Source organism: Acetobacterium sp. KB-1, assembly GCF_003260995.1.
GTDB classification, from domain to species: Bacteria; Bacillota; Clostridia; order Eubacteriales; family Eubacteriaceae; genus Acetobacterium; species Acetobacterium carbinolicum.
Genome location: NZ_CP030040.1, coordinates 3,704,439 through 3,723,136 on the forward strand (window position 1 = coordinate 3,704,439; position 18,698 = coordinate 3,723,136).

Annotated in this window: 22 protein-coding genes and 1 other RNA gene; all 23 read left to right on the top strand. The window is 44.6% G+C overall.

The annotated features are described in order from the left end of the window. The first annotated feature begins 1 nt into the window (after position 1). Positions 2 to 634 carry a YigZ family protein gene (locus DOZ58_RS17055; RefSeq protein ID WP_111889399.1) on the top strand — a complete coding sequence of 211 codons (633 nt, stop codon included), beginning with the start codon at positions 2 to 4 and terminating at the stop codon, positions 632 to 634. 321 nt (positions 635 to 955) lie between these two features. Continuing rightward, on the top strand, positions 956 to 2,005 hold the full coding sequence (locus DOZ58_RS17060; RefSeq protein ID WP_111889400.1) for a PTS transporter subunit IIC: 1,050 nt from the start codon (positions 956 to 958) through the stop codon (positions 2,003 to 2,005). Positions 2,006 to 2,107: 102 nt separating this feature from the next. Then, the gene (locus tag DOZ58_RS17065) at positions 2,108 to 2,596 is read left to right on the top strand and encodes a VanZ family protein (protein ID WP_111889401.1); all 489 of its coding nucleotides are present in this window, start codon (positions 2,108 to 2,110) and stop codon (positions 2,594 to 2,596) included. Between the two features lie 17 nt (positions 2,597 to 2,613). Beyond that, positions 2,614 to 3,975: a DNA repair protein RadA gene (radA, locus tag DOZ58_RS17070; protein WP_111889402.1), complete on the top strand. Its 1,362-nt coding sequence runs from the start codon at positions 2,614 to 2,616 to the stop codon at positions 3,973 to 3,975. An 89-nt stretch (positions 3,976 to 4,064) separates the two neighbouring features. Beyond that, positions 4,065 to 4,254, top strand: a non-coding RNA gene (ssrS, locus tag DOZ58_RS17075) — 6S RNA. 84 nt (positions 4,255 to 4,338) lie between these two features. After that, positions 4,339 to 4,941, top strand: a complete 603-nt coding sequence (gene ruvA / locus DOZ58_RS17080; RefSeq protein WP_111889403.1) for a Holliday junction branch migration protein RuvA — start codon at positions 4,339 to 4,341, stop codon at positions 4,939 to 4,941. 3 nt (positions 4,942 to 4,944) lie between these two features. Then, complete coding sequence (gene ruvB / locus DOZ58_RS17085; RefSeq protein WP_111889404.1) at positions 4,945 to 6,009, top strand: Holliday junction branch migration DNA helicase RuvB; 1,065 nt, start codon at positions 4,945 to 4,947, stop codon at positions 6,007 to 6,009. Then, the gene (gene queA, locus DOZ58_RS17090) at positions 6,002 to 7,027 is read left to right on the top strand and encodes a tRNA preQ1(34) S-adenosylmethionine ribosyltransferase-isomerase QueA (RefSeq protein WP_111889405.1); all 1,026 of its coding nucleotides are present in this window, start codon (positions 6,002 to 6,004) and stop codon (positions 7,025 to 7,027) included. Before ruvB ends, queA begins: the two co-directional genes overlap by 8 nt. Positions 7,028 to 7,048: 21 nt before the next feature. Further along, positions 7,049 to 8,170, top strand: a complete 1,122-nt coding sequence (gene tgt, locus DOZ58_RS17095; RefSeq protein WP_111889406.1) for a tRNA guanosine(34) transglycosylase Tgt — start codon at positions 7,049 to 7,051, stop codon at positions 8,168 to 8,170. 17 nt (positions 8,171 to 8,187) lie between these two features. Next, a complete protein-coding gene (yajC, locus tag DOZ58_RS17100) occupies positions 8,188 to 8,565 on the top strand; it encodes a preprotein translocase subunit YajC (protein ID WP_242988532.1) in 378 nt (125 codons plus the stop codon). Between the two features lie 73 nt (positions 8,566 to 8,638). Continuing rightward, on the top strand, positions 8,639 to 8,782 hold the full coding sequence (gene scfA / locus DOZ58_RS17105; RefSeq protein ID WP_111889407.1) for a six-cysteine ranthipeptide SCIFF: 144 nt from the start codon (positions 8,639 to 8,641) through the stop codon (positions 8,780 to 8,782). Positions 8,783 to 8,854: 72 nt separating this feature from the next. Further along, complete coding sequence (gene scfB / locus DOZ58_RS17110) at positions 8,855 to 10,204, top strand: thioether cross-link-forming SCIFF peptide maturase (RefSeq protein ID WP_111889408.1); 1,350 nt, start codon at positions 8,855 to 8,857, stop codon at positions 10,202 to 10,204. A 206-nt stretch (positions 10,205 to 10,410) separates the two neighbouring features. Further along, positions 10,411 to 12,186, top strand: a complete 1,776-nt coding sequence (gene rho / locus DOZ58_RS17115; RefSeq protein WP_111889409.1) for a transcription termination factor Rho — start codon at positions 10,411 to 10,413, stop codon at positions 12,184 to 12,186. A gap of 83 nt (positions 12,187 to 12,269) precedes the next feature. Beyond that, entirely contained in the window at positions 12,270 to 12,485 is a 216-nt protein-coding gene (gene rpmE, locus DOZ58_RS17120) for a 50S ribosomal protein L31 (RefSeq protein ID WP_026395220.1), read from the top strand. An 84-nt stretch (positions 12,486 to 12,569) separates the two neighbouring features. Continuing rightward, entirely contained in the window at positions 12,570 to 13,415 is an 846-nt protein-coding gene (prmC, locus tag DOZ58_RS17125; protein ID WP_111889410.1) for a peptide chain release factor N(5)-glutamine methyltransferase, read from the top strand. Between the two features lie 117 nt (positions 13,416 to 13,532). After that, the gene (gene efp / locus DOZ58_RS17130; RefSeq protein ID WP_111889411.1) at positions 13,533 to 14,090 is read left to right on the top strand and encodes an elongation factor P; all 558 of its coding nucleotides are present in this window, start codon (positions 13,533 to 13,535) and stop codon (positions 14,088 to 14,090) included. A 1-nt stretch (position 14,091) separates the two neighbouring features. Next, on the top strand, positions 14,092 to 14,523 hold the full coding sequence (locus DOZ58_RS17135; protein ID WP_111889412.1) for a CD1247 N-terminal domain-containing protein: 432 nt from the start codon (positions 14,092 to 14,094) through the stop codon (positions 14,521 to 14,523). A gap of 18 nt (positions 14,524 to 14,541) precedes the next feature. Further along, positions 14,542 to 14,886 (top strand): Asp23/Gls24 family envelope stress response protein, encoded by a 345-nt coding sequence (locus DOZ58_RS17140; RefSeq protein WP_111889413.1) that lies wholly within the window; start codon positions 14,542 to 14,544, stop codon positions 14,884 to 14,886. Positions 14,887 to 14,935: 49 nt separating this feature from the next. After that, a complete protein-coding gene (gene nusB / locus DOZ58_RS17145) occupies positions 14,936 to 15,352 on the top strand; it encodes a transcription antitermination factor NusB (protein ID WP_111889414.1) in 417 nt (138 codons plus the stop codon). Then, positions 15,339 to 16,310, top strand: a complete 972-nt coding sequence (locus DOZ58_RS17150; protein ID WP_111889415.1) for a peptidase M22 — start codon at positions 15,339 to 15,341, stop codon at positions 16,308 to 16,310. The genes nusB and DOZ58_RS17150 overlap by 14 nt, the downstream gene beginning before the upstream one ends. After that, positions 16,307 to 17,518: an exodeoxyribonuclease VII large subunit gene (gene xseA, locus DOZ58_RS17155; protein WP_162624559.1), complete on the top strand. Its 1,212-nt coding sequence runs from the start codon at positions 16,307 to 16,309 to the stop codon at positions 17,516 to 17,518. The genes DOZ58_RS17150 and xseA overlap by 4 nt, the downstream gene beginning before the upstream one ends. Beyond that, a complete protein-coding gene (xseB, locus tag DOZ58_RS17160; RefSeq protein ID WP_111889417.1) occupies positions 17,518 to 17,736 on the top strand; it encodes an exodeoxyribonuclease VII small subunit in 219 nt (72 codons plus the stop codon). Before xseA ends, xseB begins: the two co-directional genes overlap by 1 nt. After that, on the top strand, positions 17,733 to 18,629 hold the full coding sequence (locus DOZ58_RS17165) for a polyprenyl synthetase family protein (protein ID WP_204355432.1): 897 nt from the start codon (positions 17,733 to 17,735) through the stop codon (positions 18,627 to 18,629). Before xseB ends, DOZ58_RS17165 begins: the two co-directional genes overlap by 4 nt. The last annotated feature ends 69 nt before the right edge of the window (positions 18,630 to 18,698 follow it).

An 18,698-nucleotide genomic window follows, 5' to 3' on the forward strand; every position in this document is an offset into this window, starting at 1 on the left:
GGTGGATGATTATAATACGGTTCTAATCCCGGATGAAACCGAACTTGAAATCAAAAAGTCTCGCTTTATCAATTTGGTTTTTCATATTGAAGCGGAGGAGGAAGCAGAAGCGATTCTGGCCGAAATCCGTAAAAAGCATTATAAGGCCACCCATGTCTGCTGGGCCTATGTGCTCAATACCAATCCCCGGCGCCAAAAAGCCAGCGATGATGGCGAACCTTCCGGCACCGCCGGCAAACCGATTCTGGAGGTCATTGATCACCGGGAGTTAAAAGATGTGCTGGTGGTGGTAATTCGCTATTTTGGCGGCATCAAGCTGGGCACCGGCGGTCTGATCCGGGCCTATGGCGGTGGTGCCAGCGATGTTCTTAATCATTGCCGCGTGGTTAAAAAACAGTTTTCTGACCAATTGCAGGTGGTGCTCAGTTATACCAGTTATGGGGGCGTGAGTAGCGGTTTATTAGAGCGGGACGTGATTCCGGTGAATGAAGATTTTGGTGAAAAGGTAACCCTATCCTTTGAGATCCCGGTGGCCGATACAAACCGGTTTTTAGCCTGGGTTGAGGATAAAACCAACGGCACCGCCAGGATTATCCGCGGTGAACAGGCGTTTGTTGACGTGGCCCTGTCATGAAAAAACAAAAATGCTAAAGCTTTTGTTGTGATAAAGTTGAAGCTTTGGCAGCAGATTCATCGTTAGATAAATAACTAACGATCGAAACCCTTTACAAAGTCCATAAAGTTGGTTATAATTACCATAGTAAAAAATTAATACTGAGTTTTAAATTAATGCGGATACAATAATGTATCTTAATTTAAGACAGAGAATAAAAATATCGGAGGCTTTCTTTCGGTATTTTTTCTTGTGTCTGTGATTGGGTAAATGGCCCGAGCACTTTAATATAGAGAACATTCTAGATGATCAAATTTAAAAGGAAGCAAGGAGTGAGTTGTTATGGAGAAAGAAAAAAAGTACTCGGGGTTCAAGGATTTTTTGCAGCAGAAGGATATCCAGTTCTCGGTTCAGCGCTATTTAATGGAAGCCCTGAAATACATGGCTTTTGGGTTATTTGGAACCCTGCTGATGGGGAGTATCCTCAATCAGATCGGGATTTTATTTCATATTCCTTTTTTAAGTGAAACGCTTTGGCCGGTAGCCATGGCGATGACCGGCCCGGCGATTGCGGTTGCAGTTGCTTATAGTTTAAAGGCACCGCCTTTGGTGCTTTTTTCCATTACCGTGGCGGGTGCTCTGGGAAATACCCTGGGTGGGCCGGCCGGTGCTTTTTTTGCCGCGGCGGTGGGCGCAGAATTTGGGAAGGCTGTTTCTGGTGAGACGAAGGTAGATATATTGGTTACCCCCTTTGTGACGATGATGATGGGATCTCTGACTGCGATGGTTGTTGGCCCACCGATCGGGGCATTGATGGTTGGTTTAGGAGAAGTGATTATGTGGGCAACGGTGCAGCAACCGATTATTATGGGTGCTGTTATCGCTGTTATCGTCGGGATTGTGCTAACCCTGCCGATTTCCAGTGCGGCCTTATGTATTATGCTGGGACTTTCAGGTCTTGCCGGGGGGGCGGCTACGGTTGGCTGCTGTTGTCAGATGGTCGGTTTTGCGATACAGAGCTATCGGGATAATGGTGTCGGCGGTCTGGCTGCTCAGGGGATTGGAACCTCGATGATCCAAATGCCCAATATCATCAAGAACTGGAAGATCTGGATTCCTCCCACTCTGGCATCTGCTATTTTGGGACCCTTTGCTACCACTGTTTTTCAGATGAAGAATACGCCGATTGCGTCAGGAATGGGTACCTGTGGTTTTGTGGGGCAAATTGGGACGGTCATGGCGATGACGGAAGCTGGAGATTCGACGTTTAATATTGTTGCCGGGATTGCCTTGCTTCAATTTATTCTTCCGGGTCTATTGACCTATCTGTTTTACCGCGTTCTCCATGCCAGAGGCTGGATTAAAGATGGGGATTTAAAACTGGATATTTAGTCATTAACGGAGAAAAAAACAAAACTCTGTGGTTTTTTAAAGGTTTATTCGTTATAATGGCAAGGCTTTATCAAAGCTAATCAACTTAGGAAGGACGAATATATGAGCAAAAACAAGCGGGTTACATTTCTATTTAAGCTGCTTTTACTGGCTTATCTGGGATTTTTATTTATCCTGACCCTATTACCCGACGCAACGAATATTACCTACGAAACGACTTTTAATTTAGTGCCGCTTACCACCATTGATAACTTTTTTTATGATATTGTGGTGAATGGCTTTATTAATTGGGAATTTCTGGCGACTAAACCAACAGATCCAACTGAAATTGTGTTATACACCTTTACTGATTCTTTTAAAAATCTGGCGGGAAACATTATTTTGTTTATGCCTTTGGGTTTGTTATATCCTTTATCAAGAAAAATCAAGGTTAATTTCTTTCATGCATTTATGGTAATATTAGGCACCACCTGTACCATCGAGCTGATCCAGTATTTATTTCTGGCCAGCCGCCGGGCGGATATCGATGATATTATCTTGAATTTAATTGGTGGTTTGATGGGTTACCTGATTTATAAATGGATCGAGTAGAAAAATAAGGGGGAAACATGGCCAAGAAAAAAAGTATTTTTGTCTGTCAGAACTGTGGTTATGATTCACCCAAATGGATGGGGAAATGCCCCGAGTGCGAAAAGTGGAATACCATGGTAGAGGAACTGGATCTTGCCAAAATGGGGAGCAAGGAAAATACCCGGGAGCGGGGCGTTTATTCCCGCCCGAAATCACTGGCTGAGATTACCTTTACCGGAGATACCCGGTATCCCACTCGCAATGAAGAGTTTGACCGGGTTTTAGGCGGCGGGATTGTGCCGGGAGGGATGATTCTGCTCGGCGGCGACCCGGGGATCGGGAAGTCAACGCTGTTACTGCAGACTACCGAGGCGCTCGGTAATCAGGGCTACAAAATTCTCTATATTTCCGGGGAAGAGTCGGAACAGCAATTAAAAATGCGGGGCGAACGGATGCATGTTAAATCCGAAAACATTTCCTTTTTATCAGAGATTAATATCCCTTATCTGCTTACCATTATTCTGGAAGAACGGCCGGATATTGTGATCATCGACTCGATTCAAACCATGTACAGCCCGGATATCACCTCAGCTCCGGGAAGTGTCAGCCAGATCCGGGAAAACACGGGTGCTTTAATGCAATTGGCCAAAAAAGACAATATCTCGATGGTGCTGGTCGGCCATGTCACCAAAGATGGTGCCATTGCCGGACCGCGCGTTTTAGAGCATATGGTCGATACGGTGCTCTATTTTGAGGGCGAAAAATATCACGCCTATCGGGTGCTGCGGGGGGTTAAAAACCGTTTTGGTTCCACCAATGAGATCGGCATTTTCGAAATGACCGAAAATGGTCTGGAGTCGGTGGCTAATCCATCGGAAATGATGCTCGACAGCCGCCCCAAAAATACCTGCGGTTCGGTGGTCGTGCCCTGTATCGAGGGTACCCGACCACTACTAATTGAGCTTCAAGGTCTGGTTTCGGCCACCGGTTTTGGGAATCCCCGGCGGATGGCAACCGGCATGGATTATAACCGGATGGTGCTATTAATGGCGATTATGGAAAAACGACTGGGGATTCAGATGCAGTCGGTGGATGCTTATATCAATGTGGTGGGTGGCATCAAGGTGGATGAACCCGCTTTGGATCTTGGGGTGATCGCGGTGCTTTATTCCAGCCTCCGGGATTTTCAAATCCCTGGCGATTTGATGATCCTGGGTGAGGTCGGATTAACCGGTGAGGTGCGAAACATTCAGCATATTGAAAAACGGCTCATCGAAGGAAAAAAATTAGGCTTTAAACGCTGTATTATTCCTAAAGGGAACCAAAAGGGTTTAAAAGTAGCCGGAATGGAAGTTTTCCCGGTCGATAATATCCGCTCGGCACTGGATATTCTGCTATAAACTCAGGCGAGTTGAAAACGATGAATTTGTCTGCTGATGGCCAACAAAAATTTATCCTTTGATTTCTGGAGAAAACCGTGTATAATTAGATTATCCCAAAGTGTTCGTTTTAACTTTATTTTTGAACCTACATCAATACTCAGGGAGTCTGATTGTTCGCTAGCAGATGTTAAGCCTCGTTTATCTTGGATATTCAGTGGAAAACAGAAATTAGAGACAAGACACCCACTTAGCTTTCGCTAGGGCGTCAAAAATGGAGTACGACACATTGGGATAGCACCTAAGGGTGCTTTTTTTGTGTTGAAATATTTTTTCGTTTTGGTACAATAGGTAAAGCATGTTTAAATTTTGAAGGAGGGCTTTATGTACGAATATATGATCGGGAGCCTGGAAGAGCAAGCCATGGATTATGTGGTCATTGATCTAAACCGCATGGGATACAAGGTAAAGGTATCCACCAATACACTAAATGAGCTGCCTAATCTGCATTCTGAGGTAAAGCTGCATCTTCATCAGGTGATTAAAGAAGACGAGGTGTCGCTTTATGGTTTTGCGACCACCGATGAACGGGAAATTTTTAGAACCATGATCGGGATTTCTGGAATTGGACCTAAAGCGGCGATGGGACTCTTGTCTCAGTTTAGCCGAAACGAACTGATTGGACATATCGTTAGTGATGATCCAAAGAGCATTGCCAAGGCACCGGGAATCGGGATTAAAACCGCCAGCCGGATTATTCTGGAGCTTAAAGATCGCTATAAGGATGTAACGGTGGGCGACCTTAAGGTCGTTGACTTACGGGGAAAAGACGATAATGTCGCCCAGGCTGTTAACGGACTGGTGGGTTTGGGCTATAGTTTATCGGAAGCTTCTGAGATGGTATCCCGGGCATTTACTCCCGCAAGCAGTATTGAAGAACTGATTACTGGTGCGCTCCGTTCGGCCAATCCATTGAAAGGACGATAATCCATGAAGGAACGAATTATCACTTCCGATTTTACGGAATTGGATGTTGAAATAGAGAAGAATTTAAGACCGCAGGGTCTGGATGAGTACATTGGTCAGGAAAAGGTTAAGAAGCAGATGGGGATCTTTATAAAAGCCGCCCAAAAACGAAGTGAAAGCCTGGATCATGTACTATTATACGGTCCGCCGGGGCTGGGGAAAACAACCCTGGCTAACATTATTGCCCGGGAAATGGGGGTGGGGATAAAAACCACCTCTGGTCCGGCGATTGAAAAGGCCGGCGATCTGGCCGCCATTCTGACGAGCTTAAAAGAAGGAGATATCCTCTTTATTGATGAGATCCATCGGCTGCAACGCGCGGTCGAAGAGGTTTTATACCCGGCTATGGAAGATTATGCCCTGGATATCATCATCGGCAAAGGTCCGGGCGCCCGCTCGATCCGGCTGGAGCTACCGCCCTTTACCTTAATTGGCGCCACCACCCGGGTAGGACTGCTGACCTCACCGCTACGGGATCGCTTTGGAGTGATCCAGCGATTGGAACTGTATAATCCTGAGGAGCTGGCTACGATTATCCGCCGTTCATCCGGCATTATCGGAATTGAAATGGATGATGAAGGAGCCGTTGAGCTGGCCATCCGTTCCCGCGGGACGCCGCGAATTGCCAATCGGCTGTTAAAACGGGTTCGCGATTATTGCGAAATTGAAGGCCGCGGCGTCATTGATCTTAAGATTACCCGCGAAGCGCTGGAACTTTTTGAAGTCGATGCAGTCGGTCTGGACGAGATTGATCGGATCATGCTCCGGACCATTGTCGAAAAGTTTGATGGCGGACCGGTGGGGATCGACACCCTGGCCGCCGCCATTGGTGAAGAGAAAAATACCATTGAAGAGGTCTATGAACCCTATCTGATTCAATTGGGATTTCTTTCGAAAACACCCCGGGGTCGGGTGATCACCAGTCGTGGTTATGCCCATCTGGGGTTAGCAGAATTAATGAATGAGGCCCTTAATCCGCAGCAATTAAAAATAAATTTTTATGACAACGAGGAAGAAATAGATGGATAAAACTGACTTTTATTATGATCTCCCGGATGAACTGATCGCCCAGAGTCCTTTGGAAAAAAGAGACAATTCCCGGTTAATGGTGATTAATAGAGAAAAAAACACCATTGCCGATCAGAACTTTTTTGAAGTGACGAATTATTTAAGGCCCGGGGATTTACTGGTGATGAATAACACCAAGGTGTTGCCGGGCCGGCTGTTTGGTACCCGCGAAGATACCGGGGGCAAGGTGGAAATCCTGCTGTTGCGACATCTGTCTCAAAAAGACTGGGAAATCATGGTCAAACCGGGAAAGCGGGCTCGGGTTGGTGCTCGGATTGTGTTTAGTCCGGAGCTTAAGGGTGAGATTACCGGAACCACCCAGGGTGGACTGCGGATTATCAGTTTTGAATATTTGGGCGTTTTTGAGGAAATTATCGATGAGATCGGCCTGATGCCGGTTCCGCCGTATATTCACGAAACCCTAAAGGACAATAACCGCTATCAGACTGTCTATGCTAAACATGATGGCTCATCAGCAGCGCCCACTGCCGGGCTCCATTTCACACCGGATCTGCTTCAGAAAATTGAAGCGATGGGAGTGGAAATTGCCGAGGTGACTCTCCATGTGGGGATTGGTACCTTTCGTCCAGTAAAATGTGATGTGATTGAAGAACATCATATGCATGAAGAATATTACGAGGTACCGGAAGAAACCGCCAAGGCCATTAAGCGAACCAGGGAAAGAGGTGGTCGGGTTATCGCCGTCGGCACCACCTCAGTGCGAACCCTGGAAAGTAACGCCAAGCTGCATGACGGCGTGGTAACTGCCTATACCGGAGTGACGGATATTTTTATTTACCCCGGCTATCAGTGGGAGGTGGTGGATGCGTTGATTACGAATTTCCATCTACCAGAATCCACCCTATTGATGCTGGTGTCGGCCTTTTATAACCGGGAAGCCATTATGAAAGCCTACCAAAGTGCCATTGACTGGAAGTATCGCTTTTTTAGCTTTGGTGACGCGATGTTGATTGAGTAAAAAGACGATTAGGAGAAAAGAATGAGTGAATTTCGTTATGAGTTAATTAAGGAGTGCAAAGATACCGGAGCCAGATTGGGGAAGATCCATACTAAACGTGGCATCATTAATACCCCGATTTTTATGCCAGTGGGAACCCAGGCGACGGTGAAGTCCCTTTCGTCCGAAGATTTAGTGGAGATGGATGCTAATGTTATTCTGGGAAATACCTATCATCTTTATTTGCGACCCGGTCAGGAGGTAATGGAAAAGGCCGGTGGTATTCACAAGTTTATGAACTGGAACCGGCCGGTGCTCACAGACAGTGGCGGATTTCAGGTATTTTCTTTAAATGATTTAAGAAAGATTACTGAAGAAGGCGTTGAATTTATTTCACATCTGGACGGATCCAAACATTTTATGACCCCGGAAAAAGCCATTGATATGCAAAACGCCATCGGCGCTGATATTATTATGTGCTTTGATGAATGCGCTCCTGCCGGCGCCGATTATGAGTACACCAAAAAATCGATGGAAATGACCACCCGCTGGGCAAAACGTTGTAAGGAGGCCCATAAGCGGCCAGACGATCAGGCCTTGTTTGGCATTGTTCAAGGTGGCATGTTTTCCGACCTGCGGGCTCAAAGTGTAGCACAACTTACCGACATTGGTTTCCCCGGTTACTCCATTGGCGGACTGAGTGTGGGCGAACCCAAAGATGTGATGTACCGGATGCTGGACACCACCACGCCGCTACTGCCAAAAGATAAGCCCCGGTATTTAATGGGGGTTGGTTCTTTGGATGCACTTTTTGAAGGCACCATTCGAGGTATTGATATGTTTGATTGTGTGCTCCAAAGCCGGATCGCCAGAAACGGTACGGCTTTTACCAGCCATGGCAAGGTAGTGGTTCGCAATGCCACCTACAAGGAAGATTTTACGCCGGTTGATCCGGAATGTGATTGTTTCGTTTGTCGAAACTACACCCGGGCTTACATTCGGCATCTCATTAAAACCAATGAAATTTTAGGGGCCAGGTTATTGACATATCATAACTTATACTTTACACTTGTAACGATGAAGAAAATTCGACAGGCCATAATGGATGACAGTTTATTAGCCTATAAAGAAGCTTTCTTTGAAAAATTCGGCATAGCTGAATAAGATGAAGGAGAATGTGAATGTTTGGAATTGATTTTACACTCATTCTTCCTTTGATTTTAGTACTTGTATTTTTCTATTTCTTTGTTCTAAGACCACAACAAAAACAACAAAAAGAAGTTAAAGAAATGCGCTCAAGTATGAAACCAGGGGATGAAATTGTTACAATTGGCGGGTTTTATGGAATTATTTATGCGATTGGTGAAGAAAACGTCACGATCGAATTATTGCCAGATTACAATAAGGCGCTGATCACTAAATCGGCCATTGCTCGAGTAGTCAATGTTGGGGACGCTGTTGCAGAAACAGTAGAAGACGATTTTGAAGAGTTGCCAGATCTGGATCAGGAAGAAGTCATTGTCGACGCCGAATTTGAAGAAATTGACGAAAAAAAATAATTAAATACAGACAGCGACGGTTCATTAACTTGCCATTGTCTGATCGAAATAAAGATTGAGGGGAGTGAATAATTTGAAGCACATTAAAATCATTAAAGAAGGTAAACTCACTGACGTGAAAAACAGAGGGTGTGGGGAATGTCAAACTTCCTGTCAATCAGCCTGTAAAACTTCCTGCACCGTAGGAAACCAAAAATGTAAACAAACTGAAAAATAGCAAACAAGCCTGAAAGGGGCTGTCTCGTAAGAGATAGTCTTTTTTTGATGATACAAGAATCGAGGAGAAAAAATGATACATAAATATCAAAAGAACGGCCTTAACATCGTTTTGGACGTGGACACCAGTACGGTGCTGACGGTGGATGAACTGACCTTTGCGTTGCTGGATCACTATCAAGTTAAAACTAGAGCTGAAATAATAAAAGACTTTGAAGAACACTATTCAGTGATTGAACTCAATGAATGCCTCGATGAATTGGATAGCGTCAAAGCGGCCGGGCTATTATTTCGAGAAATCAACTATCACCGGGAAAACTATGCCAATAACGATTTGATTAAGGCGCTTTGTCTTCATGTGGCCCATGACTGTAATCTGAAATGTTCTTACTGTTTTGCCGCCCAAGGAGACTTTGATGGCGAAAAACTGTTGATGCCGCTGGAAGTGGGAAAAAAAGCCATTGATTTTATCATCGAACAATCCAAAAACCGAGAAAATCTGGAAGTGGATTTTTTTGGTGGCGAACCGCTGATGAACCTCGATGTCGTCAAACAATTGGTGGTTTACGGTAATGAAATGGCCGCCAAACACGATAAGAAATTTAAATTTACGATGACGACCAATGGGGTGCTGCTGGATGCAAAAACTCGGGAATATCTCAATGAGACGATGGATAATATTGTCCTCAGTCTGGATGGCCGTAAAGAAGTCAACGACCAGATGCGACAAACCATCAATGATCGGGGCTCCTTTGATGTGATTATTGATAATATCAAAGCGATGGCAAAAATGCGCGGCGACAAAGACCACTATGTCCGGGGAACCTATACCCATCATAATCTTGATTTTGCCAAGGATGTAGAGTTCTTGGCAAAAGAAGGTTTTACAAGTATTTCGGTGGAACCAGTTGTGGCCGAAGCGACACATGATTACGCCCTGACCGAGTCGGATTTGCCCACCATTATGGAAGAATACGATGCGCTGGCTCTGGCTTATCTGAAACGCCATCAGGAGGGGCTTCATTATAACTTTTTTCATTTTAATGTCGATCTGGATCATGGTCCTTGTGTCTACAAACGTCTGTCTGGATGTGGGGCCGGCAAGGATTATGTTGCTGTGACGCCAGAAGGGGATATCTACCCCTGTCATCAGTTTGTCGGCAATGAGGCCTTTAAAATGGGCGATGTGAGAAGTGGCATCACCAACGGCGAGATCAAAAAAATCTTTGATGCTGGCAATCTGTTAGAAAAAGAAGCGTGTCAAACCTGCTGGGCCAAATATTTCTGCGGTGGCGGTTGTCATGCCAATGCCTATAATTTTAATGGCACCATTATGAAACCTCATTTCGTTAGCTGTGAAATTGAACGGCGGCGGGTGGAAAACGCCATTATGATTTCAATTATCGAAGGCGAACAGGAATAAATAGGGTTCGCTTGGACTACCGTACTAAATAGTAATGCGTCGCCGGGGGTTTTGACAAGAATGGATATTTATGGTAGATTAAGGTATCTACAAGATACACCCTTCAGATTATTCTGCACTTGAAAGCATAATATCGAAAAAACGGATCAAACCAATCTATTCTAAGATAAACTACTTAAACATCTAAAAACCCATGGAGGCACATATTGGAAAAGAAATCACTGGAAGATTTAACGGTTGTTGAATTGCGAAAGCAGGCAGAGCATCTGGGGATCGAAAAAATAAGTCGGCTTAAAAAAATTGAACTCATCGAGGCCATTGAAGAAAAATTAGAGACCTCGGCTGATCAGTCCGCCGCTCAAAATCAACATCACAACACAAAGGAAAAAGAGCCATTGACAGACGAAAAAAGCGAAACAAATCGCAAAGAAAAAACGGTGACACCAGTAGTAGAAAAAAAAGAAAGCGTTAAAATACACCCTGCTCAATCGACTCAACGCATTGTCAATGGGTCAAATGGAAATGGTGCCCGTTCTCCTTATTACAAAATAAAAGACTCGATGGACAATGTCGTGGTGGTGGAAGGAAATCTGGAGATTCTGCCAGAGGGGTTTGGCTTTGTCAAAAATAAAGAGATGAAATCCAATGAGGAATTTGTTTATATTTCCGGGTCCCAGATACAAAAATTCAAGCTGGAAACTGGAGATGTCCTAAGTGGTAAGGTGCGTCCACCCAAAACTGGGGAAAAGTATTCAGCGATGCTGTTTCTGGAAAAGGTTAACGGGACGAAAACCGCGGACATTATTCAAAAAATAAACAGCATGCTTTATGTGGACGATAAAAAGGATCTCGACCGCTTTAAAACCGCTCAGGAAGGGATTCTGGACGTCAATCCGGATGGCTTTGGATTCCTGCGAACCAACCATTATTTATCCGGGGACCACGATATTTATGTGGCCGCCAACCAGATCCGGCGCTTTAATCTCCGAACTGGGGATAAAATCCTGGGAAAAATTAAGATGTCCAGCGAAAATGAAAAATTCGACGCCCTGCTTTATGTGGAAAAGGTCAATGGCGATATTCCTGAAAAAATTGCCAATCGACCCCGTTTTGAGCGGCTGACACCGATTTTCCCGGAAGAACGAATCACTCTGGAAACCACCCAGGATGTGGTGTCAACCCGGATGATCGATTTGTTTTCACCAATGGGAAGAGGTCAGCGGGGATTGATTGTGGCCCCGCCCAAAGCTGGTAAAACCATTTTGCTAAAGGAAATCGCCACCGGCATTACCACCAATTATCCGGAGATTGAGCTGATTATTCTGTTAGTCGATGAACGACCGGAAGAAGTCACCGATATGAAACGCTCCATCGATGCGGATATTGTTTATTCAACCTTTGATCAACCCCCGGAAAATCATATCAAGGTGGCAGAAATTGTGTTGGAACGGGGCAAACGGCTGGTCGAACAGGGAAAAGACGTGGTGATTCTGGTGGATAGTTTAACTCGGCTGACCCGGGGAAACAATCTGGTGGTTTCGCCTTCAGGCCGAACCTTGTCTGGTGGTCTTGATCCGGAGGCACTGTTTTTTCCGAAAAAGTTTTTCGGTTCCGCCCGAAATGTCGAAGAAGGTGGCAGTTTAACCATTTTGGCAACGGCTCTGGTGGATACCGGCAGCCGCATGGATGACATTATTTTCGAAGAATTTAAAGGAACCGGTAACATGGAGTTGCATCTGGAACGGGAATTAGCCGAGCGGCGAATCTACCCGGCGATCAACTTGAACCGTTCTGGCACCCGTCGGGAAGAAAAACTTTTGACTGCTGAGGAGCTCAAAGTAAGCTTTGATATCCGCAAACTTTACAAGGGAACAACGGTCTACGATCTCACTGATAAGATTATCTCCATTCTGGAACGGACCAAAGACAACGATGCATTTATGAAAAAATTTATTAATAAATATAAAGCACAAAATATTTGATCTTTTAAGAAAAGTTTGATATAATATCACGGTTGATAAAATAACAATGAGCAATTAAATAAATAAGAAACGAGGTGGATTCGATGAAAGAAGGCATTCATCCAAATTACGGCAAATCAATAGTTAAATGTGCATGCGGAAATACATTTGAAACTGGTTCTATCAAACCAGAATTAAAAGTGGAAATCTGTTCAGTGTGTCACCCATTTTTCACAGGGAAACAAAAACTTATTGATGCTGGTGGACGTGTTGATCGATTTAATAAAAAATACGGCATTAAAAACGAGTCAGCAGAATAAAAAAGAAGTCGGTTCTTGTAACCGGCTTTTTTCTTGTTCAGATGTGAAAAATTTTTGTTGAGTTTTAAGTTGAGGTAGAAAAAAATGACCATTAAAGAGGTTTTAGATTTTGGACGGCAGTCACTTAATCAGGCCGGAATCGAATATCCCGGTTTAGAGGCCGAGATTCTTTTAAGCGGGGTTTTAGATCAGGAGCGGATCTATTTTTATACCCATTCACAGGAAACGGTCGACTTAAAACAAGAAGAAACCTATCGCAGCGCAATAAAGAGACGCTGTCAATTAGAACCGGTCGCCTATATTTTGCAGAAAAAAGCGTTTATGGGGATGGACTTTTTTGTCAGTCAGGATGTTTTAATTCCCAGACCAGACACCGAACCGATGGTGGAGTACCTGCTAGCCTATTTACAGGCAACGTACCCGAAGGGGGCTAACGTTCTGGATCTGTGTACCGGCAGCGGAGCCATCGGTATCACCATTAAGAAATGCTTTAGTCAGGGAAATATAAGCCTCAGTGATTTTTCCAAGGCGGCACTGGCGGTAGCAAAAATTAATGCCGACCAATTAGTTGATGGCGATATTTTACTTTACGAAGGCGATTTATTTGCCGCTATTCCCCAAGGAAAAACCTACCACGTCATTGTCTCCAATCCTCCGTATATCAGGTGGGAAGAGATGAGTGGCCTGGCTCGGGATGTTTTGGAGTATGAACCCCATATGGCACTGGACGGCGGTGAATCCGGTCTGGATTTTTATCGGCGGATCATTGGGGAGGCTCATTTGTTTTTGGAAAAAGACGGTATTCTGGCGCTGGAAATTGGGGACGATCAGGCCACTGCAGTGATGGCGTTACTAAGAAATGCCGGCTATCAGGAGATTCAGGTGATTACGGATCTGGGTGGTCATAATCGATGTCTCATCGGTAGATGATTGGGGGCTTATCCCCAGTGATAATAATAAATTGGGATGACGTCACCTGATAAATGTGATAGAATAATAACATTGAATTAAGAAGAAAAAATTAACATCGATATATCGGAGGTAAATATGGTATCAGCAGGAGATTTTAAAAAAGGGGTAACGTTTGAGATGGATGGTCACACATTTACCATCATTGAGTTTCAACACGTTAAACCAGGTAAAGGCGCAGCCTTTGTTCGAACAAAGATTCGAAATGTTATCACGGGTTCAGTGGTAGAAAAATCGTTCAGTCCCACAGAACGTTACCCTAAAGCACAGGTAGAAACCCGTGAAATGGAGTACTTATATGAAGACGGTGGTTTATACTACTTCATGGACCAAGAATCCTACGAGCAGATTCCACTTAACTTGAATCAGGTTGAAGAAGCGTTAAAATATTTAAAAGAAAATGATATTGCTACTGTAAAGTCGCTAAAAGGCGTGGCATTTTCAGTCGTAGCTCCCAACTTTGTGGAATTGGAAGTTGTTAAAACCGATCCCGGTTTTAAAGGCGACACTGCAACCGGAGCAAATAAACCCGCTACGGTAGAAACTGGTGCCGTTATCACCGTACCACTTTTTGTCGAACAAGGTGATAAGATTCGAATCGATACCCGTACGGGCGATTACATGGAAAGGGTATAAAATGAAATACATTAATGAAAAAGTCGCTTATACCAAAGGTTTGGTAGATGGTCTGGAATTAGATCTGGCTTCTAACGAAGGCAAGGTTCTGGTTCAAGTTCTGGATATTCTTGAAGACATTGTCGATGCCCTGGATGGCATTACCGAAGCGCAGGAAGAACTGGAAGAATATGTTGAAATGGTTGATGATGATCTTTCTGATCTGGAAGAGTTCATTTTAGATGAAGATTTCGATGGCGAAGAAGATTTCGAGTTTGATGAAGAAGACTATTACGAAATCATTTGTCCGGAATGCGGAAATGTTTATATCACCGAATTTGAGTCTTTTGAAAATAATACCGTGGTTTGCCCAGATTGTGGTGCCCCATTTATATTAAACGAAGAGATCTCATGCTGTGGTGAGGATGGTTGCGACTGTCATCAGGAAATCTAGCGAACTCAGGTTATTAAGATGAAAAGTGAAATGAAAAACAATCAGTCACCAGAAATCAATGACGAAATGATCGTTTCGATTGTTAGCTTGGCGGCTACTGGCGTTAACGGTGTGGCACGCATTTCATTGAGAATTACCGATGAAATCATGGATAAACTTTATCTTGCCTCGACAATTAAAGGTGTCAAAATAGCCAGAGAGCCGGAAGGTTTGATGATTTGGGTTTATCTGATCACTGAACCTGCGGTGGACATTGTCAAGGTTTCGAAAGCGGTTCAGAAAAAAGTCAAGATTGCGGTAGAATCGATGGCTGGTTTCCAAGTAGCGGCGGTTAATGTCCGAATTGAAGGTTCAGGCATATAGGGGGTGCAAGCCCCTTTTTATAGAATAAAAGAATCTGAAGGAGTCGTGCATGAGTCGAAAAAAGGAACGGGAATATGCGCTAAAAGGTGTATTTCAATTAGATTTTCATCCGGAGCCAGGCGATTTTACCGATAGTATTGCATATTTTTTAGAGGATAATGAGCTGGATCTGGTTTACGGAAAGACCTTGATCGACACCACCGAAGCTCATCTTCCGGAAATAGATAATATTCTGGATGACTATCTTAAAAGCACCTGGAAAATTGATCGAATTCCAAAGGTAGAGAAATCAATTCTGCGTTTGGCTATTTGTGAGCTAAAATATATGAATGAAAAAGTGCCATTTGAAGTGGTCATCAACGAGGCGATAGAACTTAGTAAAAAATTCGGAGACGAGGATGGAAAGAATTACGTTAATGGTATCTTAAATAAAATAGTTAAGGACGAACTCAATGAGTGCCCTTAGTCTTGGCATTGATACCAGTAATTATACAACTTCGGTTGCCTTGGTAGACGAAAATGAAAACATGATTTATAACAAGGGCATCCTATTGGAAGTGAAGTCAGGAGAAAGAGGACTTCGTCAATCGGATGCCCTTTTTCAGCATATCCATCATTTGCCGATGTTGCTTGCAGATTTGCCCCGGGGCCGGGAAATTGAGGTCATCTGTTATTCAAAGCGACCCCGGCCACTGCTTGACTCTTATATGCCGGTCTTTCGTGCGGGGGAGTCTTTGGCCTGTTCTCTGGCTGGCGTATTGGCTGTTAAGCAACTGGCGGTGAGTCACCAGGAAAACCACATCCGGGCGGCTATTTATGGTAGTGGTTCAAAGAAATTGGAAGCGACCTTTGCGGCGGTTCATTTTTCTGGCGGCACATCAGAAATTCTGTTGGTAAAAAAGAAAGAAATCGGTTATGATTGCGAAATCATTGCCCAGACCCGGGATCTCAATGCCGGACAGTTAATTGACCGGATCGGGGTATTGATGGGATGTGATTTTCCCGCGGGAAAAGCCTTGGAAGCGCTGGCAAACCAGGTAGTTCCGGAATCTATTGATCGCAACGATGTGATTTCAGCGACGATGGATGGGATGGATTTTCATTTTTCAGGTCAGGAAAATCAGGCGCAGAAGCTTTTGAGAGCGGGGGTTGACGAGGGAATAGTGGCCTATCTGGTGCTCAAGGCGATTGCTAAAACGCTGTCAAAATCAATTGGCGGATTGCAAAAAAAGCACCCCTTTCAATCGGTGCTCTTTTCCGGAGGTGTGATGTCAAATCAGATTATTAAAAAAATTGTGGCGCAGGAATTGCAAACATCAGGACTAAGTCTCTATTTTTCCCCGGGGGAATACGCCCGCGATAATGCCGCTGGAAATGCCCTGATGGGAATGGATTATTTTAAAAGCATGAGGTGCAGTCGGTGACAAATGCAAAAATTCTCAGTGTATCTGAGCTTAACCAATATATTAAAACCCTGTTGGAATCGAATAGTCTCCTTAGGAACCTGGTGATCCAGGGGGAACTTTCCAATGTGAAACGGGCGGCATCGGGACATTTGTATTTTTCCCTGAAAGATGCCGGCAGTAAAATTGATTGTGTGATGTTCAAAAATGCGGCTATTGGGCTTAAATTCTTGCCCAAAGAAGGTCAGAAGGTGACACTGCGGGGGAGTTTGGGTGTCTATCTGCCCAGCGGACAATATCAGATAACGGTGCGATCGATGGAACCTCAGGGACTTGGCGATCTATTCCAGGCTTATCTGGTGCTAAAAGATGAACTGGAGGCCAAGGGTTATTTTGAGCGGGAGCATAAAAAAAAGCTTCCAGAAATCATCAGCCGGGTGGGGATGATCACGTCTCCCACCGGAGCGGCGATCAAAGATATGATTTCCATTATCAAACGCCGAAACCCGCTGATCGATATCGTCATTTATCCCAGCCTGGTACAGGGGGATGAAGCGGCCGGAAATATCATAAAGGGTATTCGGACCTTTAATGCCGCCTTGTCTGTGGATGTGATTATCATCGGTCGGGGCGGCGGCTCCATTGAAGACCTATGGGCCTTTAATGATGAGCATCTGGCCAAAGTCATTTATGAATCGGAATTACCGATTGTTTCAGCCGTGGGTCATGAAATTGACTATACGATTTCTGATTTTGTAGCCGATTTACGGGCCCCAACCCCTTCAGGAGCAGCAGAACTGGTTGCCGAAGAAACCCTGAGTATGATTCGTGCCCTGGTTACCCAGAAAAGCCGTCTGATTCAGGTCATGGAAGCTAAAATCGACAAAAACCGTGAAATCTTGATGCGGATGAAAAAAGAGTTTCTGCGGTTTCGTCCGAAAGAACGGATCGAAGAGATGCGTCTTGACCTGGATCGCATTAATGATCGGATGCTTCGCTTGCTAAATAGCCGGATTAAAAATGAGCGACAACAACTTATCAATCTTAAAACCCGGATCGAAGCCATGAGTCCGCAAAATGTGCTCAAAAAAGGTTATGTTCGGGTGACGGATAATAAAGGCTTACCGGTTGCGTCGGTAACGGGTTTAACGCTTGATCAGTTAGTGACCCTCCACTTTAGAGATGGTGAGGCAAAGGCAAACATTTCAGCCACTAAGGAGAATAAATAATGGCAGTTAAAAAGCTAAAAACTAAAATGAGTCGTCTGGAGACCATTGCAGAACTACTCGAAGAAGATAATCAGGAAATTGAGGCATCGATGAAACTGTTTGAAGAGGGAATGAAACTCATTAATGAGTGCAGTGCCGATTTGGATACCCTTGAAGGAAAAATAACGATCATGATTGATGGCGAAGAACAGGAATTCGAGGGGAGTGTGGAAACGTGAGCAGTTTTAAAAACATGCTGAGTGCCCGGGTTATCGAATTTAATGGGGAACTCGAAAAAGTTTTTCAACAAAACCTGGATACCCCGGAAGTGATTATCGATGCCATGAGGTACAGCCTTTTTGCCGGGGGCAAACGACTGCGTCCGATTTTGATGATGGAAACCTGTCGGGCCCTGGAAGGCGATCTGGAAGCGATCAAACCCCTGGCCATGGGGATTGAGATGATCCATACCTATTCACTGATCCATGACGATTTGCCGGCCATGGATAATGATGATCTACGGCGGGGAAAACCGACCAATCATAAAGTTTATGGCGATGCGATGGCGATTTTGGCCGGGGATGGACTGCTCAATTATGCGGTTGAAACGATGCTTGCGGGAACCCAGGGACTCACGGGCGACGGGTTGATAAATTATCTTAATGCGATGAAATCGATCATGGGTGCTTCCGGGGTTCTGGGAATGATCGGTGGCCAGGTGGCGGACATGCTCAGTGAAGATAAGGTCATCGGTCTCGATGAAATGGACTATATTCATTTGCATAAGACCGCTGCCCTTTTAGAGGCCTGTGTTCAGAGCGGTTGTCTCATCGCCGGCGCTGAACCGGCTACCCAGGGGCGACTGATCAGTTACAGCCATCGCATTGGCCTGGCTTTTCAGATTGTCGATGATATTCTGGATATTGAAGGTACGGAGGCGGATCTGGGCAAGCCCATTGGCAGCGACGAAAAAAATAATAAATCCACCTTTGTATCACTCTATGGTCTGGAGGCTTCAAAACTGCGGGTCGATGAACTGGAAACCGAAGCCATAGAAATGCTCAAACCGATTGGTGAGCGTACCGTTTTTCTTCAGGAATTGGCACGCTATATTTGCCGCCGCCAGAAATAAAGGAACTGTTTTGTTTTAACAAAACAGAATCATGATTCACAGTTTACAAGAAAATTAGAATACAGATGA